The 21,170-nt window shown below is 71.0% G+C and carries 21 protein-coding genes; 16 read left to right on the forward strand and 5 right to left on the reverse strand.

What is annotated here, in order from left to right; all coding sequences use genetic code 11:
- The first annotated feature begins 156 nt into the window (after positions 1–156).
- Positions 157–651 (forward strand): Hsp20/alpha crystallin family protein, encoded by a 495-nt coding sequence (locus LXT23_RS21640; RefSeq protein WP_253982118.1) that lies wholly within the window; start codon positions 157–159, stop codon positions 649–651.
- A 66-nt stretch (positions 652–717) separates the two neighbouring features.
- Here the strand turns inward: LXT23_RS21640 and LXT23_RS21645 are convergent, their stop codons facing one another.
- A complete protein-coding gene (locus tag LXT23_RS21645; protein WP_253982119.1) occupies positions 718–2,703 on the reverse strand; it encodes a hybrid sensor histidine kinase/response regulator in 1,986 nt (661 codons plus the stop codon).
- A 645-nt stretch (positions 2,704–3,348) separates the two neighbouring features.
- Between LXT23_RS21645 and LXT23_RS21650 the strand changes: the two genes are divergently transcribed.
- Positions 3,349–3,798, forward strand: coding sequence for a Fur family transcriptional regulator (locus LXT23_RS21650; RefSeq protein ID WP_253982120.1), 450 nt, complete (start codon positions 3,349–3,351; stop codon positions 3,796–3,798).
- Positions 3,799–3,949: 151 nt separating this feature from the next.
- Here LXT23_RS21650 and LXT23_RS21655 read toward each other — a convergent pair whose 3' ends face one another.
- Positions 3,950–5,269, reverse strand: coding sequence for a trypsin-like serine peptidase (locus LXT23_RS21655; RefSeq protein ID WP_253982121.1), 1,320 nt, complete (start codon positions 5,267–5,269; stop codon positions 3,950–3,952).
- Positions 5,270–5,659: 390 nt separating this feature from the next.
- On the opposite strand from LXT23_RS21655, the gene LXT23_RS21660 reads away from it, so the two are divergent.
- From LXT23_RS21660 to LXT23_RS21670, 3 genes are all read left to right on the forward strand, one after another.
- Positions 5,660–6,037 (forward strand): response regulator, encoded by a 378-nt coding sequence (locus LXT23_RS21660; protein WP_253982122.1) that lies wholly within the window; start codon positions 5,660–5,662, stop codon positions 6,035–6,037.
- Positions 6,038–6,174: 137 nt separating this feature from the next.
- The gene (locus LXT23_RS21665; RefSeq protein ID WP_253982123.1) at positions 6,175–6,777 is read left to right on the forward strand and encodes a hypothetical protein; all 603 of its coding nucleotides are present in this window, start codon (positions 6,175–6,177) and stop codon (positions 6,775–6,777) included.
- A 193-nt stretch (positions 6,778–6,970) separates the two neighbouring features.
- Positions 6,971–8,569, forward strand: coding sequence for a ligand-binding sensor domain-containing protein (locus LXT23_RS21670; protein ID WP_253982124.1), 1,599 nt, complete (start codon positions 6,971–6,973; stop codon positions 8,567–8,569).
- A 72-nt stretch (positions 8,570–8,641) separates the two neighbouring features.
- On the opposite strand, the gene LXT23_RS21675 is transcribed toward LXT23_RS21670, so the two are convergent.
- Complete coding sequence (locus LXT23_RS21675; RefSeq protein ID WP_253982125.1) at positions 8,642–9,796, reverse strand: sensor histidine kinase; 1,155 nt, start codon at positions 9,794–9,796, stop codon at positions 8,642–8,644.
- A 357-nt stretch (positions 9,797–10,153) separates the two neighbouring features.
- On the opposite strand from LXT23_RS21675, the gene LXT23_RS21680 reads away from it, so the two are divergent.
- From LXT23_RS21680 to LXT23_RS21695, 4 genes are all read left to right on the forward strand, one after another.
- Positions 10,154–11,059, forward strand: a complete 906-nt coding sequence (locus LXT23_RS21680; protein WP_253982126.1) for a metallophosphoesterase — start codon at positions 10,154–10,156, stop codon at positions 11,057–11,059.
- 293 nt (positions 11,060–11,352) lie between these two features.
- Complete coding sequence (locus LXT23_RS21685) at positions 11,353–12,603, forward strand: DUF2380 domain-containing protein (RefSeq protein WP_253982127.1); 1,251 nt, start codon at positions 11,353–11,355, stop codon at positions 12,601–12,603.
- A complete protein-coding gene (locus LXT23_RS21690) occupies positions 12,600–13,070 on the forward strand; it encodes an NUDIX hydrolase (RefSeq protein ID WP_253982128.1) in 471 nt (156 codons plus the stop codon). Before LXT23_RS21685 ends, LXT23_RS21690 begins: the two co-directional genes overlap by 4 nt.
- 43 nt (positions 13,071–13,113) lie before the next feature.
- A complete protein-coding gene (locus LXT23_RS21695) occupies positions 13,114–13,431 on the forward strand; it encodes a hypothetical protein (protein ID WP_253982129.1) in 318 nt (105 codons plus the stop codon).
- Positions 13,432–13,438: 7 nt separating this feature from the next.
- Here LXT23_RS21695 and pdxR read toward each other — a convergent pair whose 3' ends face one another.
- Positions 13,439–14,893 (reverse strand): MocR-like pyridoxine biosynthesis transcription factor PdxR, encoded by a 1,455-nt coding sequence (gene pdxR, locus LXT23_RS21700; RefSeq protein ID WP_253982130.1) that lies wholly within the window; start codon positions 14,891–14,893, stop codon positions 13,439–13,441.
- Positions 14,894–14,972: 79 nt separating this feature from the next.
- Here pdxR and LXT23_RS21705 point away from each other — a divergent pair, with 79 nt between their 5' ends.
- Both LXT23_RS21705 and LXT23_RS21710 read left to right on the forward strand, forming a co-directional pair.
- On the forward strand, positions 14,973–15,785 hold the full coding sequence (locus LXT23_RS21705; protein WP_253982131.1) for an MBL fold metallo-hydrolase: 813 nt from the start codon (positions 14,973–14,975) through the stop codon (positions 15,783–15,785).
- A gap of 17 nt (positions 15,786–15,802) precedes the next feature.
- Complete coding sequence (locus LXT23_RS21710) at positions 15,803–16,204, forward strand: hypothetical protein (protein ID WP_253982132.1); 402 nt, start codon at positions 15,803–15,805, stop codon at positions 16,202–16,204.
- A gap of 4 nt (positions 16,205–16,208) precedes the next feature.
- On the opposite strand, the gene LXT23_RS21715 is transcribed toward LXT23_RS21710, so the two are convergent.
- Positions 16,209–16,649: a DoxX family protein gene (locus tag LXT23_RS21715; RefSeq protein WP_253982133.1), complete on the reverse strand. Its 441-nt coding sequence runs from the start codon at positions 16,647–16,649 to the stop codon at positions 16,209–16,211.
- Positions 16,650–16,856: 207 nt separating this feature from the next.
- Here LXT23_RS21715 and LXT23_RS21720 point away from each other — a divergent pair, with 207 nt between their 5' ends.
- The 5 genes from LXT23_RS21720 (at position 16,857) to LXT23_RS21740 (ending at position 21,170) form a co-directional block, all read left to right on the forward strand.
- On the forward strand, positions 16,857–17,756 hold the full coding sequence (locus tag LXT23_RS21720) for a transporter (protein ID WP_253982134.1): 900 nt from the start codon (positions 16,857–16,859) through the stop codon (positions 17,754–17,756).
- A 4-nt stretch (positions 17,757–17,760) separates the two neighbouring features.
- Entirely contained in the window at positions 17,761–18,513 is a 753-nt protein-coding gene (locus tag LXT23_RS21725; RefSeq protein ID WP_253982135.1) for a hypothetical protein, read from the forward strand.
- Positions 18,514–18,523: 10 nt separating this feature from the next.
- Positions 18,524–19,843 (forward strand): ATP-binding protein, encoded by a 1,320-nt coding sequence (locus LXT23_RS21730; protein ID WP_253982136.1) that lies wholly within the window; start codon positions 18,524–18,526, stop codon positions 19,841–19,843.
- A gap of 82 nt (positions 19,844–19,925) precedes the next feature.
- Positions 19,926–20,489 carry a response regulator transcription factor gene (locus tag LXT23_RS21735; protein ID WP_253982137.1) on the forward strand — a complete coding sequence of 188 codons (564 nt, stop codon included), beginning with the start codon at positions 19,926–19,928 and terminating at the stop codon, positions 20,487–20,489.
- Between the two features lie 57 nt (positions 20,490–20,546).
- Positions 20,547–21,170 (forward strand): LURP-one-related/scramblase family protein, encoded by a 624-nt coding sequence (locus tag LXT23_RS21740; RefSeq protein ID WP_253982138.1) that lies wholly within the window; start codon positions 20,547–20,549, stop codon positions 21,168–21,170.

Raw genomic sequence — 21,170 nt, forward strand, 5'->3', positions numbered from 1 at the left:
GGGGGCCGTGCCCCCACGAGGCGCCCTCGCCAGGGCCTTCCACGGCCCCGGCTTGCACCCGTCCGCGGCTGCTTTACGGTCGATTCAGGGCGGCGCGGCAACAGGGAGACCGCCACCGCCCGGTGAACCCGCAGATATCAAGAGGAGGGACCTTCCATGGCTGACATCATTCGTCGAGAGAGCACCGTTCCCCGTCGCGGGCGGGACCCGTTCTCCCAGATGCAGGAGCTGCTCAACTGGGACCCGTTCGAGGTCATGACCCAGCTGATGGGAAATGCGCGGGAGGCGGCGCCCACGTTCATCCCCGCGTTTGAAGTGAAGGAGTCGGGTGACGCCTTCATCTTCAAGGCGGACCTGCCCGGCGTGCAGGAGAAGGACCTGGAAATCGCGCTGACGGGCGACCGGCTGGTCGTCAGCGGCAAGCGCGAGTCCGAGAAGCGCGAGGAGAACGAGCGCTACTTCGCGTACGAGCGCAGCTTCGGCTCGTTCAGCCGCGCCTTCACCCTGCCAGAGGGCGTGGACGCGGACCATGTCTCCGCGGAGCTGAAGGACGGCGTGCTCCACCTGACGCTGCCCAAGCGGCCGGAGGTGCAGCCCCGGCGCATCAAGGTCGGCGGCGGCACCACGTCCGCCGACAAGCCGAAGGCGTAGGCCCCCGCGACAGGGCCAGCCAGGGGAGCGCTGCCGCACGGGGCGCTCCCCTTCGTCTGCCGGACTTCACGCCCGCGCGGCCACCGGGCCCGAGCGGGGCAGGCGGATGCGGAAGGTGGCGCCCTCGCCGGGCGTGCTGTCGACGGAGACGTCACCGCCGTGCGCCTCGACGATGCGGCGCAGCCGGTACAGCCCCAGCCCCAGCCCGCCGTAGTGGCGCACCGGCACCGCGCGCTCGAAGCGGCGGAAGAGGCCGTCCACGCGCCCGGGGGCGATGCCGATGCCGTGGTCCTTCACCACCAGCGTCGCCATGTCCCGCTCGGACTCCAGCGCCACCTCCACCGGCTTGCCGGGCCCGAACTTCATCGCGTTGGACAATAGGTGTGTCACCACCTGGGACAGCCGCGCCACGTCCCACCGTCCCGGCGTGGGCACCAGCGGACTGACCACCAGCTGGCAGCCCACGCGCGCGGCCGCATCCTCGGAGCGCGCCACCACCTCGCGCACCACCGTGGCCAGGTCCACGTCCTCCAGGTGCAGCCGGGGCGCGCTGCCCTGCAGCTGGGACACGTCCAGCAGCGACTCCACCAGGTCCGCCAGCCGCTGCACCTGCCGGTCCGCCGCGTCCAGCGCCCGCTCCAGCCGCTCGGGGGCCGAGCTCACGTTGGACTTCAGCACGCCCTGGGCGCCCTGCACGCGCAGCCGCAGCGCGGCCAGCGGGGTGCGCAGCTCGTGCGCCGCGACGCTGAGGAACTCGTCGCGCGCGCGGACGGCTTCCTGCGTCTCGCGGTACATGCGCAGCTGCTCCGTCACGTCGCCGATGATGCCCGCCATCCGCACCGGCCGGCCCTGCCCGTCGCGCAGCGCCCGGCCCCGGCTCACGCACGAGCGGTAGCCGCCCGTCACGTGCCGCAGCCGGAAGGACACGTCGTAGGGCGCGCCCCGCTCCAGGTGGGCGGACAGGGACGCCATCACCTCCGGCCGGTCCTCTGGGTGGATGAGCTCCATGAAGGCGTCGTACGTGGCCGCGAAGCCCTCCGCGGGCAGCCCCAGCATCTCCAGCAGGCGCGGGCTCCAGTAGAGCGCCTGCCGGCGCAGGTCCCAGTCCCAGATGCCGTCATAGGAGCCGTTCACCACCAGCCGGAAGCGCGCCTCGCTCTCCCGCGCGGTGCGCTCCGCCTGCTCCAGCAGCCCCACCCGCCGCTCCAGCTGCCGCACCATCCGGTACAGGTGCTCCTCGGTGGCCAGCTCCAGCGGCGGCGGCGCGTGGGCCGCCCCGCCCATGTGCAGCTCGCGCAGCACCGCGCCCACCAGCTCGTCCCCCTCCTGCGTCCGCCGGACGAAGCCGTTGGCCCCCAGGTTGTGGGCCATGCGCAGGTCCAGCTCGTCGGGCGCCACGGTGTGCGTGAGGATGACGGGCACCCGCGCCAGCCGAGGGTCCTGCCGCAGCGCCAGGCACAGCTTGAAGCCGTCCATGCCCGGCATCAGCGCGTCCGCCAGCACCAGGTCCGGAGACCACCGCCGCGCCAGCTCCAGCGCCGCCAGGCCGTCGCTCGCCGTGAGCACCTCGAAGCGGAAGGGCATCAGCTGCAGCTGCAACAGCTTGCGCGACACCGGGTCGTCGTCCGCCAGCAGCACCCTCGCCCGTTGACTACTGGACGCCTCCAGCGCCGCCGGTGACAGCGCCTGCCGCGTCCCCTCCACCAGGCCGCCCAGGGAGAGCGGCCGTTCCAGGAAGCCCATGAATCCCTCGAAGTCCCTGACGGGGGGCCCGAGTCGGCGCAGCCCCTCCTGCTCGGCGGGGAAGGCCATGACGCACAGGCCCGTGCCCGTCGTGGCCAGTGCCTTCGTCAGGGCGGCCAGCTCCACCACCCCGGCCGTCAGCAGGCTCGCGGCCACCACCAGCAGCTGGGCCGGCTCGGCGTTCAGCAGGGTGACGGCGGCATGGATGTCCGCCAGGGCCGTCACCTGCCACCCCTGACTCTCCAGCGCCAGTACCTGGAGTTCTCGCAGGGGGCTGGGGTCTTCGACGAGCAGGACGGTGGGCTTCATCACGGCGGGTTCGACGGGAAGGGCGGGCGGACGGGCGCGGTGTGCGCCCTGGATGAGGGAAAAGTCGCAGTCTCTGCACCCGGACTTCCGAGTCAAGCAGTCCGGTGGGAAGTGTTCGCCGGTGCAAACCACCCCCTGGCTGGCCCCAAGGCCCCCAAGACGGGCCCCTGGGCTTCCGGAGGCCGGCGCCCCTGCGCCTCGGGGCAACGCATCCACGTGACGGATGCATCCAGGGAGGCAGCAGTATCCGGATTCTCACGCGCAGCATGGATTCCCACCCTCCATGCGTCCGTGCGCACGAAGCCTCGTGGCCGCCATGGGACCCGCGGGGTCAATCCCCCAGACAGGCCGCGTGGCTCGTTGCTGCCGTCCGCCACGCGGTCCTCCTCCGGGGGGGCAGCCCTGAACCGGGATTGGGGGGGTGACCTGGGTTTCTGGCGACTCAGGTCTAACTGGACTACCAGGGCAACTGAAGTTCTTCTGTACAACAGTTACACCAGACTCACGGACGCCACTCTGCTAACAACACCTCCAGGGAGTCGAGACTGACCCGCAGGGGTGTCTCAACTGAAGCGTCTGAACACGACGTTCCAGGTCAGGACCGGGGTGAAAGTGTTTGGCGGATCGGTTATTCGAAAGGACATCATGGGAGCGAAAAGAATCGCCGTGCAGCCGAAGCTGACCGAGTTCCAGGATCGCATCCGCTCCGCGGGGCTGCGGAGCACCGCGCCCCGGGTCGCCGTGCTCAGGGAGCTGGAGTCCGCCTCCTCGCCGATGAGCCACGCCGACCTGGTGGATGCGCTGGGGGACGAGGGCTATGACCGGGTGACCATCTACCGCAACCTCACGGACCTCACCGAGGCCGGGCTGGTGGTGCGGGCGGACCTGGGGGACCACGTGTGGCGCTTCGAGCTGAAGCGCGCGGGGGAGGAGCACGGGAGCAGCCACCCGCACTTCACCTGCACGGACTGCGGCACGGTGGCCTGCCTGCCGGAGGAGTCGGTGCGCATCGCCTCCTCGAAGGGCGTGCCGCGCACCGTGTCCCAGCGCGCCGTGGAAGTGCAGCTGCGCGGCCTCTGCGACCGCTGCGTCTAGTGGCGAGGCCCGCCCTGCCCCCTCGCGGGGTGGCGGGCCCGCCCCTGCCCCGAGCCCCGCGTGCGACGCGCCGGCCCCTCGTCTGGAGCCGCCGCCGCACGCCGGCCGGGAACGCGGGCGGCCGCTTCACCGCCCGCGCGAGCCCTTGCCGTTACTGGATGGTGTACGCCACCGTGCCGCTGCAGGTGTTGCTCGAGTAGCAGCCGGCGCGAATCTGGTACGTCCCGGCCACCGTCGCCTTGAAGCTGGCGTAGGACAGCACGCCGCAGGCGTCGTCGTTGGAGGCCTGCTGGACGCCCGCGCTGTTGTACAGGCGCAGCCAGGTATCACCGGTGCCGGTGGCGCCGGGCACCGTGCAGGTGCCGAAGTTGAGCGTCTGTCCGGCGGCCAGCGTGACGTTGTGGTTGGTGGTGTTCTGCTGCGCGCTGTTGGTGTTGGTGGCCGAGTAGGTGAACTTCACCGACGTCGGCGGCGGCGGATAGCCCGCGCACAGCCGCGTGCTGGTGGCCACCGCGCAGTACGCGTCGACGGCGGGCCGCACGTAGGTGATGTCCTCGCCGCGGCAGCCCGTCTCCGTGCAGGTGTTGACGATGCTGCAGCTGCCGCTGGAGACGTAGTCCGTCTCGCCGCGCACCAGGATGCCGGCCACCGTGTAGCCGCCGTTCTCGTACACGCCCGAGCCCGAGTTGCCGCCGAAGGTGTCCATGTTGGAGACGAAGTAGTCCAGCGTGGCGGCGCGCGCGTCGCGCACCGAGCCGCCGTCGTCAATCTTGAAGGGGATGCCGCTGCCCGAGCCAATCACCGTCACGCTGGTGCCCACCGGCAGGGCGGCGTTGCCCGCGCGGATGGGGGCCGGGGTGAAGCGCGGGGTGGCCGCGCGGTCCAGCTTGACGATGGCGTAGTCCAGGTTGCGCCCGCCCACCGTGGCCTGCTGGCGCACGACGATGGACTGGCAGGAGAAGATGTCCTGCGACGTCACCGGCTGCATGCTGCCGGCGCCGTTGCGGTAGAAGTTGAAGACGAAGCGCGTGCCGGTGCAGGCCGACGCGCTGGTGATGCAGTGGCCCGCGGTGAGCACCAGGTCATCGTCGATGAGCGTGCCCGAGCAGAAGGCCGGCGTCAGGTCCGACAGGAAGCGCTGGCTGGAGCAGAGGTTGTAGGCGCTCTGCAGCGTGTCCGCGTTGAAGGTGACGGCGCCGCTGGAGGGGTTCACCGTGAAGTCCGACGGGTTCATCAGCGCCACGGTGGACTGCTGGGCGCGGGCGCGCAGGGTGGCGTTCGCGTGCGCGTACACGTCCGTGCGGTTGTCCGTCCCGTACACCACCGGCTGCTCCTGGGTGCCCGTCGCGGGAGCCGCCGTGTCGCTGCCCTTGGACTCGGGCTCGGGAGCCGGACCACAGGCCGCGACGGTGAGGGAACAGAGCATCGCGCCGAGCAGCTTGCGGCGGGCGGGGGGGAGGACGACCTGCATGGGGGACCACTCCTGGTGAGGGTGATGGCCGCCCGCCCGGAGGACAGGCGGCCACCGGCATGCTCCCGCTCCAAGGAATTATCCGCAACTCAATGATTCATGGTGCTTTGAGGATTCCACCCTTCGCGTTCATATTTGCAATCATGTTGCAAATACGGCCCCGCGTGCAGGATGATCCATCCGGCTACAGGCTCGTCCCACGGGGCCGCTTGCCGTGCCAGCGACACGTGACGGGGATTCCCGAGGGAGTTGGCACCCTTCAGACGTCCTGTATCGCGCACTTCGTGCCCGGGAACGCTCGCCCCCCGCTTCCGCCCGCGCCACTTCGGACACATCTAGTGCCGGGTATGGAGCGGGTCCTTTCAGTCCCCCGGTCCACTGGAGGACCTGGTGCAACCGCTTCAGACACTGCTGGTCGTAGACGACGACCTGGACATCCGTGATGCGCTCCAGGACGTCTTCGAGCTGGAGGGCTACGCCGTCCTCCTCGCCGCGGATGGGCTGGAAGCGCTGGCCCAGCTGCGCCAGGTCGAGTCTCCGCCGCACCTCATCCTGCTGGACCTGATGATGCCGAGGATGGACGGCTTCGCCTTCCGCGAGGCGCTGCGCCACGACTCCAACCTGTCGGACATCCCGGTGCTGGTGGCCAGCGCGGACCTGGACGTGAAGGGCGCCGCGGAGGAGCTGGAGGTCGCCGGCTGGCTGCGCAAGCCGCTGGACCTGTCGGAGCTGCTGTCCACGGTGAAGCGCCTGAGCCAGGCCGCCTGAGCGCCGTCCGCCGTGCCTGCCTGCCCTCCAGTCGGGGAGGGCGGAGGCCAGGGCGGGCGGGTTGGCGTGGGATGAGAGCCTCCCCACCCTTGCTCCCAGAAGTCAGTCATCAGACCTGACCTGAGGGAGAGGGAACCATGAAGAAGCTCATCGCCACGCTGGCCCTTTGCATGGGCACCGCCGCCTTCGCGCAGACCGCTTCTCCGGAAGCGCCGCCGTCGCAGAAGCAGGTGCCGGGCCCCAAGACGGAGAAGAAGCTCGACACCGGCATCGACGCCACCGAGGTGGGCCCCGGCATCGGCAAGGCCGCCAAGGACGTGACGGGCGTGCAGACCGAGGAGGAGGGCACCTTCAAGATGGAGCACGCCATGAACCTGCGGGGCACCATGAAGGATGCCACCGCGGACGGCGTGAGCATCGCCCGCCCGGGCCTGCCCGACGCGGACCTGGACGTGCGTGACAAGACGGTGCTCATGCTGGACGGCAAGAAGGTGGAGAAGACCGACCAGATTCCCGAGGGCGCCCAGGTGCGCGCCAAGTTCCAGCTCGAGGGCCAGGAGATTGTCGCCCTGGAGCTGCGCGCCACCAGCCCCAAGGGCGTGAAGAAGGACGTGAAGAAGCAGCCCGGCACCGGTGGCTCCGGCACCGAGGAGCTGAAGAAGGACGCCGACAAGGCCGAGGACAAGGCCGAGCAGAAGGGCAAGGAAGTGAAGGAGGACGTGAACGAGGAGCTGAAGTAACCGTTACACGCGCTTCCTGAAGGCCCGCGGGCCCGCCTCCCTCCGGGGAGGTGGGCCCGTCGTCTTTTCCGCCCATGACGCGCACGGGCTCCACGGTGGGAAGAACTCTTCCCTCCAGGGCCCGCGTCCGGGGGCAGGCGGGCGCTGCGGGCCCGGTACGCGGATTGCTTTGCGCCGGGGCAGGGAGGATTCGGTGATTCGACGACTGCTGGGCGCGTGTATCGGGGTGGTGGTGGTGACGGCGTGGGCGTGCGGTGGCTCGGAGGAACCTGTTCCCCCACCCAATCCGGGAGAGAACATCAACCCTCCTCCGGAGCAGCGCCCGGAGGAGACTGACGCGGGCACGCCTCCGCAGACGGATGCCGGCACGGACGCGGGCACCGACGCCGGGACGGACGCCGGGACGGACGCCGGCACCGACGCCGGGACGGATGCGGGCACCGACGCCGGCACCGGCACGGATGCGGGCACGGACGCGGGCACCGACGGTGGCACCACGGAGCCGGAGCTCACCCCGGGCCCGTGGCCCATCGACACGGTGGTGGACCTCACGGCCAGGTACGGGGCCTCGGGGTTCAGGCAGTTCGGCGTGGATGCCGCGCACAACGTGTGGCTGCTGAACGGCGACCGCATCGGCGTGCTGCGCGCGGACACCAAGCAGCTCATCTGGACGAGCTCGCCCATCGGCCAGGCCGCGGGGGGCTTCGGGCGGGACAACAAGGCCACCGCGTCCACCGTCATCTGCGGCGGCAGCGGCGGCCGCGCGTACGTGGGCTACCAGTCGTATGACCTGGGGGCGGACGACGAGTTCCCCGGCCTCCACACCAACTACATCGTCAGCCCCGGCGAGTGCTACAAGCCCTACCCGTCCTCGCCCACGTGCTACGTGTACAGCCCTCGCCGGCTCCAGTACTACACGCAGGGCGACGTGGACGTGGTGAAGCTGGACACCAACGGGAGCATCGTCCTCGAGGAGCACCTGCACCAGTCCGTGCGCAACACGAAGGACGAGCAGGGCAACCCGCGCGTCCAGACGGGTCCCCGCAAGCTGGCGGACCTGGACAACCTCGGCATCCGCAACAGCAACGACCACCACTACGACGAGGACCGCAGCATCTACAGCTGCATCCGCGTCATGCGCGGCCGTGACGCGGGCGACGTGTACGTGGGCTCCAACCACGGCGTCACCCGCATCCGCGGGCTCGAGTACAACAGCCACCGCCACGCGGTGTGGCTGCGGGACGGCAGCCAGATGGCGGGCTACAACTACGGGCTCGGCATCGCCCAGGACGGGGACGTCCTCATCGCCAACGACTGGATGTTCGGCATCGTCACGCCCACGCCCCAGCTGGGCGACTGGGACAACATGAACAAGTCCGTCAACGTGATGAAGGTCGAGTCCTCGTACCTGCCCGAGCTCAACAGCATGGAGGAGTTCGACTACTGGCGCGCCGCCGCGCAGACGAAGGACGGCACGTACTACCTGGGCAGCAAGGACTACGGCCTGTGGAAGGTGACCCTCACCCGTCCCGCCAACCAGGCCCAGCAGGGCACGAAGGTCTCCGAGGACGCGGGGCTCCAGCGCATCAACGCGCTGGCCGCCACGGATGACGGCTCGCTCTTCATCGGCGCCGACTCCGGCCTGTGGCGCATGACGCCGCAGAAGACGCTGGAGCGGGTGTCCGGGATGCCGGGCGGTGGCGTGTCGCAGCTCATCTATGACCCGACGGTGGCCCCGTCGGCCCTCTTCGTGAGCATCAATGGCAAGCTGCTGATGCTCCGCGGCCACTGAGCGGCCTCCACGGTGGCTCCACCGCCGTGACGCGCCCCGGGGTGCCGCTGGCACCTCGGGGCTTCGCGTTTTTCAGCGCGCCTCGGGCTGGCGCGGCGGCTGGGGCCAGGTGGGCAGGCGCAGGATGAAGGTGGAGCCCTGCCCCTGCGCCGAGCGCACGGTGATGCTGCCGCCCATGGCCTCGACGATTTGCCGGGTGATGTAGAGCCCCAGGCCCAGCCCGCCGTAGTGCCGCTCCGACACGGCGCGCTCGAACTTGCCGAACAGGCGGGCCATGCCGTCCTCGGAGATGCCGATGCCGTGGTCCTTCACGGCCAGCACGGCCGTGTGGCCCTCGCCCGCCAGGGACACCTCCACCGGCCGGCCCGCGCCGTACTTGACCGCGTTGGACAATAGATTGACCAGCACCTGCTCCACGCGCAGCGGGTCCCACGAGCCCATCAGCGGCCCGTCCAGGTGGACCGACAGCGCGCTGCCCGCGCGGCTGAACTCCTCGGCGAACGCGTCCACCATCTGCCGCACCATCTGGGCCAGGTCCAGCTCGCGAGGCTCCAGGCTCAGCTTGCCCGCGGCCAGCCGGGACACGTCCAGCAGCGTGTTCACCAGGCTGCCCAGCCGGGACAGCTGCCGCTCCAGCACCTGCGCCCGGGGCGCCAGCTCCGCCGACAGCGCCGGCTGCGCGACGCCCACCTGGCGCTGGAGCAGCTGGAGGTGGAGCCGCAGGCTGGTGAGCGGCGTGCGCAGCTCGTGCGCCGCGACGCTGAGGAACTCGTCCCGCGCGCGCACGGCCTCCTGCGTCTCCCGCAGGGCCTGCTCGCGCACCGCGCGCTCGCGCGCCGCGCCCGCGTCCCGCTGCGCCTCCACCCGGCGGCGCTCCGTCATGTCCTCCACGTAGATGGACGCGGCGACGACCTCGCCCTCACGGCGCAGCGGGTGGTAGCTCGCCCGGTAGACACGCGTGCCCTCCACCCCTCCCCCGGGCTCCCGGTGGACGATTTCCACGCCGACCAGCGGCTCGCCCGTCTCCAGCACGCGGCGCACGCGGCGCAGCACGTCGCGCGCGGAGGGCTCGTTGCCCAGCACCTCCGCCATGAGGCGGCCGAGGTGGGCCTCGCGTGGCAGGCCGTTCATGGCGGCCATGGCCTCGCTGACCTCCACGTAGCGCAGGTCCAGGCCGATGATGGCCATGCCCAGGGGCACGGAGGCCATCAGCTCGGACAGCGCCACGGGCCGCGAGTCATCGCGAGGACGCTGCCGTCCGCTTCCTCCTCCTACTAGTGGCGTTGTCACGTCCGGTCCCACGTCCTGGGCCGACCCGAGCCGCGGGGTCATCGTCCCAGCGTGTGTAGCAACCCCGCCCGATGCCGTCACCGCGCCACCCCCGGTCGTGTGTCCAGTGGTGGAAGGATGCCCGGGTCCGGCAAGGAATCTTCCTGAAATCGCGGGCGTTTCTCCGTCGCCCCGAGCGCCGGCTGCATGCAGGGCTGGCGTGCGTGGCGCACCTGCTTCATCCCACCCCCACCGGCTCCCCTAGAATCGAGCCGCTCGACTCAGCAGCCCCCTGGCACGGAGGAATCGCCCCGAATGCGCCTGAGACGCCTCGCCCGCCGCACCGCTCCCTACGCCCCCCAGGCCGCTTCTCCCCACCTGGAGGTCATCGAGGGAGGCCGGAACGAGCTGGTGGCCCGAAGTGGCGCGGACCCCTTCCGCACGGAGCGGCGGCTGCGCTGGAGGGACCACTTCTCCCTGTCGGAGAACGTCTTCTTCCTGAGGCACATGCACGCCGAGCACGACGGCCTGCGCGTGGCGCAGCTGTCGGACGTCCACGTGGGGCAGGCGACGTCCGCCATCCGCATCCGCCGCGCGGTGGAGGCCGTCAACGCGGAGGCGCCGGACATGGTGTTCCTCACGGGCGACTACGTGACGCACAGCCCGAAGCCGCTGCCGCGCGTGCGCGAGCTGCTGGCGGGCCTGAAGGGCCCCGTCTTCGTGGTGCTGGGCAACCATGACCACTGGGTGGACGGCCCCTACATCCGCGAGGGCTTCGAGCGGCTGGGCTACACGGTGCTGCAGAACGAGCACCGGGTGGTGCACGTGAAGGGCGCGCCGGTGACGGTGCTGGGCATCGACGACGGGCGCACGGGCCGCGACGACGTGGAGGCGACGTTCCGCGGCGCGCCGGAGTCCGGCACGCGGCTGGTGCTGACGCATGCGCCGCCCACGGTGGACAAGCTCCCCGCGCACGCGGGCCTGGTGCAGTTCTCCGGGCACACGCACGGCGGCCAGTTCGTGGTGCGCGGCCTCACCGAGGCCATCTTCCGCCGCGCCGGCCAGCCGTACATCAGCGGCCACTACCACGTGAATGGCAACCAGCTGTACGTGAACCGCGGGCTGGGCTTCGGCTTCGGCGGGCCGTACCTGCGCCGGGGCAGCGAGCCCGAGGTGGCCTTCTTCACGCTGCGCAAGGACACGGCGGCCACCGCGAGCTGACGGTTCAGGGCTCGTGCCTGGGAGCACGGCCTGTCGCCACGGATGCGCCGAGCAGGTTCTACTGGCTTTGCCCCCTTGCCATCCGGGGGCACTTCCAGGAGGCGCGCACGATGGGGACTCGCCGTTGGGCAGTACCGTGGCTCTGGCTCGTGTTGCTGATGACGGGCTGCGCGTCGGTGACTCCATCGTCCGGTCCGAGGGTTCTCCGGAGCGACCTCCGGCAGGGTGCCGCTGCGTACGCTTCGAGAGAAGGACGGGGTGAGGAAGCCGTTGGAGACGGGCGGCAGGGCGTCATGCCCACGCGTCGAGCGGTCCTCGAGGCCGTTGACGGCGTGCGCGGCTCCACTGGCGATGTCGCCAGCGCGCTCTCCAGGCTTGCGGCGCTTCCTCCGGGCCTGGGCAACCGGGGCCTCAGTGGCGTCAATGGCGCCTTCACCCGCTACCTCGACCATGGCTCGAACCAGCTGCCATGGATTCAGGGGACGCTCGGTGGCGTCACCGCGCTGACGACCGCGGCCTTGGAAGTCGATGATGCCGACATGGAGCTGGGCCTGCTCCGGATGACGGGCCCTCGGCTCCAGGCGGCCATGTCCGGCTCCATGCTGGTGGCCGCGTGGCTCGACTTCCTCCACCTCGCCGACGCCGTGCTCCGTCAGTGCCCGGCCTACAGCGCCGAGACGCTGTTCATGGACCTCCACCGCGTGCAGCGGCTGATGGACCCCACCCTGGCCGCGCTCGCGTCGCGCGACCTGGAGCGGGTCGAGGCCGCGGCCATCGCGATGCCCGCGTTGATGGGGCAACTCACCCGCGAGTTCGGCTCCATCCGCGACGGCGCACGAATGGCGATGGAGCGCGCCGACCGCGCTATCGCGGCGGCGCAGTTCGTGGAGATGCTCACCCTGGTCTCGACGCTGAAGCTGTCGCTGCCGCGGCTACCACCTGCGAAGCCCGCGACGCTGGGCGTGGGACTGGTGATGGGGTCGGGGGGAGTGATGATGGGCTCGCGGCTGGTCGTCTCCGCCGAGTGGGTGGAGATGATGCGCCAGCTCGTGAAGGCGGGCGTCATCTCCATGCCTGCCGTCAGCGCCGCTGTCCGCATCCATGGCGGCCAGGTGCTGATGGCGCAGGCGAACCAGGACCTGCCGAAGGGCGTGCGCGACGCACTGGGTGACGGGCCCGAGGTCCGTGCCATGCGACAGACCGGACGCGCGGGGGCTGGCATGGCAGAAGCGCCGAAGCATCATGTCCTTCCACAAGAGCACCGTGAGTGGTTCGCGAAGCGCGGCTTCAGGGGAGACATGGACATCGACCAGTTCTGCGTCAGGATGGAGCGGGCGCACCACGAGGCGATTCATGGTGGTGGCAACTGGCGCCTGGGGCGAACCTGGCCGGACGAATGGAATCAGCGAATCATGAAGGCGCTGCGCGAGGCCGAGACTGAGGCGAGCAAGATGTTGACTCGGAACGCGATCCTCAGAATCGTCGCGCAGAACATGAAACGCTACGACATCCCGATGACATTCACTCGTGCGAGCAAGCGATGACCGATGGGCGTTCCTGGCAGGGAAACTGGAAGGCGCGCTTGTATGAGCGGGTCCGTGAGCGGGGTTACGACTCGCTCACCGCCTTCGCCGAGGCGCGCCCTGCCGTGCCGCTGATTGCCCTGGCAGAGGAACTCGGCAAGGACGACGTCGCCGGGGTGCAGGTGTTCAATGAACTGCTTGAAGAAGCGCAGCAGCGCAGGAAGGTCACTCGCTTCGTGCGGGATTGTTTCGTGCGCGAGCTGTCAGAAGTTCTTCCTGATGGTTGGCCGACCGTAATGGACGACGAAGCCCGCCTGAATGTCGCGATCGTGATCGGCCAATGGTCCGCGTACACCCCATACACCCACGAGAAACGCGTCGAGCAAGCCAGGAAAGCGCTCCGTGACACACCGCCCCCACCCGGCTGGCGCCCGCTCGGTCCCGACGACGAGCTGCTCCGCACGCTCCTCCCCGACGAGGAAGCCTGAGCAGCAAGGACTTGTCCGCCATCAACGGGTAGCATGCGCGCTCATGCGCTCACTGCTCATCCCCGCCGCCGTGCTGGCCCTCTCGGGCTGTCTTCCCCATGCCCAGGTCGCCCAGGCCCAGCTCTCGGGCCAGGAGAAGTTCACCGTCATCGAGGTCGACAGGCTCTACAGCTACGTCATCGACCCGCGCACGGAGAGCTGCTTCCTCCACCAGAACGCCAAGGACCTGAAGAACTTCGCCATGGTGCAGGTCCCCTGCGACAAGCTGAAGCAGAACGTGCCCGAGGCCGCCCAGGCCATCCACTGGATTCCCGGCGGGAAGCCCGCCGCGGGCGCCGCTGTGTCCGCGCCCACGCCGTAGCCTCCCGCTACCGCCGCGCCAGCGCTCCACCCCAGCGCCGCAGCGCACTGGTGATTTCCTCCGCCTCCATCACCCCGTACCCGAACGACAGCGCCGGCTGCTCGGGTGGGGTGAGCGAGTATTCGGTGATGGATTGCACGCCCGGAGCGTAGTGGCGGGCGGTGGCGAAGAGCGTCGCGGCGTGCTCGGGCTGAAGGACGCGCGCGGCGAGGTGCAGCCCGGCCTCGGAGGGAATCGGCTCCAGCCAGTCGGCGAGGTGGCGGCGCAGGCCGGCGAGCAGCGCGGTGCGGCGTTCGGCGTAGATGGGGCGCATGCGGCGGACGTGACGCGCGAGGTGGCCGTCCCGGATGAAGGCGGCGAGCGTGGCTTGCGCGACGGCGTCACAGTGGGCGTCGCTGCACTGCTTGATGGCGAGCAGCGCGTCGCGCGCCCAGCGCGGAGCGATGACGAAGCCGATGCGCACGCCGGGGAACAGGCTCTTGGAGAACGTGCCGACGTAGAAGACCCGCGCGTCGCGATCCAACGTCTGGAGCGCATCCAGGGGGCGCGCGGCGAAGCGGAACTCGCCGTCGTAGTCGTCCTCGATGACCACCGCGTCCCGGGCGCGGGCGAAGTCGAGCAGCGCACGCCGGCGCGACAATGACAGCGCGACGCCGGTCGGCGACTGGTGTGAGGGCGTGACGCTGACGACGCGCACGTCTCCGGGCAGGCGGTCGACGCGGAGCCCTTCGTCGTCCACCGGCACCGGCACCTGCCGCGCTCCAGCGGCGGCAAACGCGGCGCGCAGCCGCGGATAGCCCGGCTCCTCGACGGCCACGCGCGTCTCGCCCGGTGTCACCAGCAGCCGCGCCAGCAGGTCGAAGGCCTGCTGCGCCCCGGACGTCACGATGACGTCATCGCGCGTGCACACCACCGCGCGGGAGAAGGCGACGTGCTGGGCGATGGCCTCGCGCAGCTCGGGCAGGCCCTCGGTGGGCGGATAGGTGAAGGGCGCCTTCGCCCACGCGCGCAGCGAGCGCGCCGACAGTCGCCGCCAGGTGTCGTGCGGGAAGTGCCGGTGCTCCGGCACCCCGACGCGGAAGCTGCGCGGCGGCAGGTCCGCGGGGGCGCTGGGGCCCAGGAACGGCGCGGTGCGCCAGCTGGGGCTGATGCGCGTGGCATCACGTCCCGGTGCGCGGGGCGTGCCCCGGGCCGGACGGCGCGCGGCGAGGTCGGCCACCACCGCCGTCGCGCCCCGGCGCGGGAGCACATAGCCCTCGGCCATCAGCAAGTCGTAGGCGGTGACCACGGTGTTGCGGGCCACGCCGAGCGCGGCGGCCACCTGGCGCGTGGCCGGCAGCGGCGCGCCCGCGGGGTAGCGGCCGTCGAGAATCGCCTCGCGCAGCTGGCGGTGCAGCGCCTGCGTGCGCCGGCCCTGGCCCCGCGTCGGAAGCTCCAGGGCGAAGGGGAAGACTGGCTCCATGGGTTTCACCGAATCTGGCCCATTCATGGGTCCAGTCCAAGCCTAGCGTGGTGCCATCAAGACGTCCCGAGGAGCCCCCATGCCCTGCTACATCTGCGAGACCTGCGGTACCCAGTACGCCGACACCGCCGCGCCGCCCGCGCGCTGCGCCATCTGCGAGGACGAGCGCCAGTACGTCGGCTGGAACGGCCAGCGCTGGAAGACGCACGCGGCGCTCGCCGAGACCTTCGAGTCACGGCTCGAGGACGACGCCGGCCTGCTGGGCATCGGCCTGGCGCCGGACTTCGCCATCAACCAGCGCGCGCTGCACGTGCCGGCAAGCGGCTGCAAGCTGCTGTGGGAGTGCGTCAGCCTGGTGACGGACGCAGCGGTGGACGCGCTCCGGGCTCGCGGAGGCGTCGAGGCCATTGCCATCTCCCATCCGCACTTCTACTCGTCGATGGTGGAGTGGAGCGAGGCCCTGGGCGACGTCACCATCTTCGTGCACGAGGCGGACCGCGAGTGGGTGCAGCGGCCGTCGCGGCGCATCGAGTTCTGGCGCGGCGACACGTGCCGGCTGTCCGGCGACGTCACCCTGCTGCGCTGCGGCGGGCACTTTCCCGGCAGCACCGCGCTGCACTGGACGCAGGGCCCTCGCGGCGGCGGCGCGCTGTTCCCCGGCGACGCACTGCAGGTCGTGTCCGACCGGCGCCATGTCAGCTTCATGTACAGCTACCCCAACTACCTCCCGATGCGGGCCGCCGACGTGCGGCACATGCGCGCGCTGCTGGACAGCTACGCGTTCGAGGACGTGTACGGCTACACCTGGGGCCGCAACATCCTGGGCGGCGGCCGCGCGGCGGTGGAGGCGTCGTTCGACCGGTTCCTGGAGCGCGTCGAGCGGGTGGCGTGAGGCCTGGAGTATCGTGAGTGCCCTCTCGTGAGGGGACACGCGTGAACATCGGGCGCAAGTTGTGGGTCTACTGGCGGAAGAGGCCCTACGGCAGGAAGCTCGCCAGCCAGGTCGCGGACGCGCTGGGCCAGCTCCATTACGACCACGTCGACTATTGCGGAACAGGGTTCTTCCACCGGGCGCGCGGGTACATCTACGACCACGTGTACGACGGCTACCCCGTGTTCGAGACGCCTGGCGGCTCAAAGGAGGCCATCGCCGTGTTCCCGGACCGCGCCTCCTTCGTCGACTGGCTCTCCGAGCAGAGCGACTGGTCCCTCAGTGGAAGGGACCAGGACAACCCCTGGTACTTCGACAACCAGCGCATCACCCGCGCGCGGCTGAAGGGCCTGCTGGCCGGCCAGAATCCCCGCGTCTGACGGCTCAGTGCCGCAAGGGCACCCCGAGCCGCCCGCCGCCGAGCCCCTCCTCTCGCTTGCGGCCCCGCAGGCTGAAGGGGCCAGAGCCGAAATAGACGATGAGCAGCGCGCCTCCCGCCATGGAGAGGTTCTTCATGAAGTGGATGAGCTGCTCCTGCGCCGCCACCGCATCCGGAATGAGCCAGAACCGGTGGACCATGAAGGCCGCGGCCAGCAGGAAGACGGCGATGGCCGCCGCGCCCAGGCGGGCAAACACGCCCAGCAGCACACACAGGCCACCTCCCACCAGCGCCACTCCGGACAGCAGCACCGCCAGCCGGGGCTCGGGCACGCCGGACGCCTGGGCATAGGCCGTCAGCGCCTGGAGCTGGAAGAAGTGGTTGAGACCACTGGTGATGAAGATGGCCGAGAAGAGCAGCCGGCCAAGCGGGGCGAGCACGCCCATGACATCCTCCCTGTATCCCTCCTCCCACCCCCACAACCCTGGCGGACGGGAGTCATTCATAAGGTGGGCATTGATTCCTCCTGGACAGCGGGCGCTCGCCTCCCCGTCTGCCCTCCGACGGAAGTACAGGGTCCCCGTCCGCTCCCGGCCGCTGCGACAACTCGCCGCACGCCCGGCCGGACCTCCCAACGTATCTTCCCGCCGCTCGTGAAACCTACCTTCGCCGCCATCCTCCTTGTCGCCAGCGCGCTGGTGCTGGCCCCTGGCCCGCGTGCCTGGGCCTGCGCCACCTGCGCCTGCGGGGACCCCACGCTCACCTCCATGGGTACCGAGCAGCCGTTCTCCGGGCGCCTGCGGCTGTCCTCCACGGTGCGCGGCTGGGGCCACACGGTGGGACGCGACGGCGAGGACGCGCTGCGGCTGCGCGAGGCGCGCATGGACGTGGCCGCCGCGTACGCGCCACTGCCCTGGCTGTTCCTCTCGGCCACCCTGCCCCTCCAGGCCCGCGAGGTGCGCGACGTGAGCCTCGCGCGCGAGCGCAGCTGGGGGGTGGGAGACCTGGAGCTGAGCGCGAAGGTGTTCCTCTTCCAGGACAAGGCCTTCTCCGCGGACCACCTCTTCAGCGTGCTCGTCGGCGTGAAGCTGCCCACCGCGCCCGAGCTGCGCGCGGAGGATGGGACGCTCCTGGATTTGGACACGCAGCTCGGCAGCGGCTCGGTGGATCCGCTGGGAGGCGTGGCGTACCAGCACTTCCGGGGCGACTGGTCCTTCCTCGCCAGCGCCACGGGCTTCCTGCCCACGCGAGGCATCCAGGGCTTCCGCGCCGGCGCGTCCGTGCGCACCACGCTGGCCGCGCAGTACCAGCCCGCGCCGAGGTGGGCGGTGCGGCTGGGGCTCGACGGCCGCATCGAGGCGGCGGCGGATATCGACGGAGAGAAGGAGCGGGATGGCGGTGGCGTCATCGGCTACGCGTCGCCCGACGTCCTCTTCAGCCCGGCCACGGACGTCGTCCTCGCGGCGGGCGTGCGGGTGCCCTTCTTCAACCAGCTCCGGGGCCGGGTGGCCCCCACTCCCATCGCGATGCTGTCCGTCGCGTACGACCTCTGAGACCATGCGCTCCGTCGTGACTGCCTCCGCCGTCCTCCTGTCCCTCACCGCCTGCGGTGGCGGCGAGCGCGTGGAGGGCCTGCGGCTCACCCTCGGGCTCACCACCACCCGCGCCCGCTCCGCCGTGGAAGCACAGGGCGTGCGCACCCTGCTCACCGACGAGGGCGCCCGCGCGTCGCTGTCCGGCGCGCTCGTCACGCTGGGCAGCGTGGAGCTGTTTCCCTGCGAGGCGACGGGGTGGCGGCGCCTGCTGCGCGAGCTGTCGCCTGTGGGCACCGCGTGGGCGCACTCGGCGTCCAGCCCCCGGAGGCTGGGCACGCCGCACGTGCTGGGACTGGGGCGCGCGGACGGCGAGGTGCGCGAGCTGGGCGTACTGCGCCCGCCGCCGGGGCGCTACTGCCGTGCGCGGCTCACCTTCGAGCCGGCCGACGCGGATGCCCAGGGACTGGACTCCGCGGCAGCGGGCGCCGAGCCCGTGGACATGGTGGGCCGCAGCCTGCACCTGCGAGGCACGCTGGCCGCGGAGGATGGCAGCGACGCGCGGCCCTTCGAGGTGGAGTCGAGCGGCCGCGCCTCGGTGGACGTGGTGATGGACGGGCTGACGCTGTCGGAGGAGACGCCCGAGGCGACGCTGGTCTTCTCGCTCGCCTGGGACACGTGGTTGGACGGGGTGAGCCCCCAGGAGGCGCCCACGCGGGTGGACCTGCTGGGGAACGTGGCGCGCTCGGCCTCGCTCCGGCCCGCCGCTGCGCCATGATGGCGGTGCCATGACGCCCGCCGTCCCCCTGTCCTCCGAGTCCGAGCCCGTTTCGCGGACGCGCATCAACCTGGAGTGGCTGCTGCGCCTGCGCTGGGGCCTGCTGCTGGGACAGGCGGTGGTCATCGCCGTGGCGGCGTACGGGCTGGAGCTGGCGTTGCCGGTGCCGGTGCTGTCGGCGCTGCTGGGGCTGGAGGCGCTCACCAACCTGTCGGTACGGGCGTGGCTGACGCGGGCGCGGCGGGTGACGGAGGGCACCATCGGCAAGCTGATGCTGTGGGACACGCTGGTGCTCACGGGGCTGCTGGCGCTCAGTGGTGGCACGCACAACCCCTTCACCACGCTGTACCTGGTGAACGTGGCGCTGGGCACGGTGCTGCTGCCGGCGCGGTGGACGTGGGGGTTGCTGGCCTTCACGCTGGCGGCGTTCGGCTCGCTGTTCGTGTCGCAGGACCTGGACCTGCCGGCGGGGCTGTCTCGGCCGGACCATGCGGAGCTGATGCGGCTGCACCTGAACGGCATGTGGGTGGCGTTCGCGGTGGCGGCGGGCTTCATCGTCTACTTCGTCCAGCGCGTCACGCGGGCGCTGGGGGCGCGGGAGCAGGAGCTGGCGCAGGCGCGGGCGCTGCATGCGCGGCGGGAGAAGGTGGCCTCGCTGGCGACGCTGGCGGCGGGCGCGGCGCACGAGCTGTCCACGCCGCTGTCGACGATTGCCGTGGTGGCGAAGGAGGTGGAGCGCGCGCTGGCGGCCTCGGGGACGCCCGAGGCGGTGCGGGAGGACCTGCGGCTCATCCGCCAGCAGGTGGACCGCTGCCGCGACGTGCTGGTGCAGATGTCCGCGGATGCGGGGCAGACGACGGGAGAGCCCTTCCACGCGGTGGCGCTGGGCAGGCTGGTGGAGGACTCGCTGGCGGAGCTGCCGGGCGTGGAGCGGGTGCGGGTGGAGGTGCCGGCAGAGCTGAGCGGGTGGCGGGTGCATGGGCCGCCGCGCGCGCTGGCGCGGGTGCTGCGCGGGCTGGTGAAGAACGCGCTGCAGGCGTCGCCAGCGTCGAAGTCGGTGGAGCTGCGGGTGCGGGCGGAGACGGCGGGCGCGAGGCTGGAGGTGCGCGACGGCGGGGCGGGCATGCCGGCGGAGGTGCTGGCACGCGCGGGAGAGCCTTTCTTCACGACAAAGGCGCCGGGTGAGGGCATGGGGCTGGGACTGTTCCTGGCGCGCACGCTGGCGGAGCAGCTGGGTGGCTCGCTGGAGCTGCGCTCGTCGCCGGGCCAGGGCACCACCGCGAGCCTGGCGCTCCCGGTGGGCGAGCCCCGGGCGGAGGTGGCGTCATGAGCACGGTGGGCCGGTGTGAAGCGGGCCACGCCGCGATGCTGGCGCGCTGGGGCGGCGCGCGCCATCGCGCGGGAGTGGCGTCATGAGCTCGCCAGGCGCCAGCGGCGCGCACCATCCCAGCCTGCTGATGGTGGATGACGACGCCACGCTGCGCGAGCGGCTGGCGCGTGCCTTCCGGGAGCGGGGATGGGACGTCACCACGGCGGGGGACTACGACGAGGCGCTCGCCGCCGCGCGCCGCGAGTCACCGGAGTACGCGGTGGTGGACCTGCGGATGCCGGGCCGCAGCGGCCTCGAGCTGGTGAGGGACCTGCTGGCGGTGGATGCCTCCACGCGCGTGGTGGTGCTCACCGGCTACGGCAGCATCGCGACCACGGTGGACGCCATCCGGCTGGGGGCGGTGAACTACCTGCCGAAGCCGGCGGACGCGGATGACATCCTCGCCGCCTTCGCACGGGCGTCGGGAGAGCCGGCGCTCGCGGCACCGGAGACGTTCGAGGCACCGTCACTGGCGCGCGCGGAGTGGGAGCACATCAACCGAGTCCTGGCCGACTGTGCGGGCAACATCTCCGAGGCAGCGCGCAAGCTCGGCATCCACCGGCGGTCGCTGCAGCGCAAGCTTCAGAAGTACCCTCCGTCCCGGTGACGGGCGGAGCCAGAGTCTTCACTGGCCCCGCTCGGGACTTCACGTTAGGGGGAACCCATGTCGACAGGACTCCAGCAACGCCCTCGCAGTGACCTGGCTCCCGGCCGCTTCGGCCAGAGCCGGTACATGGTTCGCCGCAAGTTCTTCAAGATTTTCGGCGGTGCCTTCCACATCTACGACGAGGCGGGCAACGTCGCCTTCTATTCGAAGATGAAGGCCTTCAAGCTGAAGGAGGACCTGCGCATCTACAGCGGCGAGGACATGCAGCAGGAGCTGCTGACCATCAAGGCGCGCAGCATCCTGGACTTCGGCGCCACGTACGACGTCACGGACCCGGCCACGGGCAAGCGGCTGGGCGCGCTGCGCCGCAAGGCGTTCCGCTCCCTCCTGAGGGACCAGTGGCTGGTGCTGGACGTGAACGACCAGGAGGTGGGGAAGATTGAAGAGGACAGCATGGTGATGGCGCTGGTGCGGCGCCTGCTCACCAACCTGATTCCGCAGACCTTCACGGGCACCATCGGAGATGCGCCGGTGCTCACGTTCACCCAGCGCTTCAACCCGTTCATCCAGAAGATCGACCTGGACTTCTCCATGGACAGGGACGGACGGCTGGACCGGCGCCTGGGCATCGCCGCCGCCGTGCTGCTGTGCGCGATTGAGGGCCGCCAGGCCGGCGGCTGA

Source organism: Pyxidicoccus xibeiensis (assembly GCF_024198175.1).
Lineage (GTDB): Bacteria > Myxococcota > Myxococcia > Myxococcales > Myxococcaceae > Myxococcus > Myxococcus xibeiensis.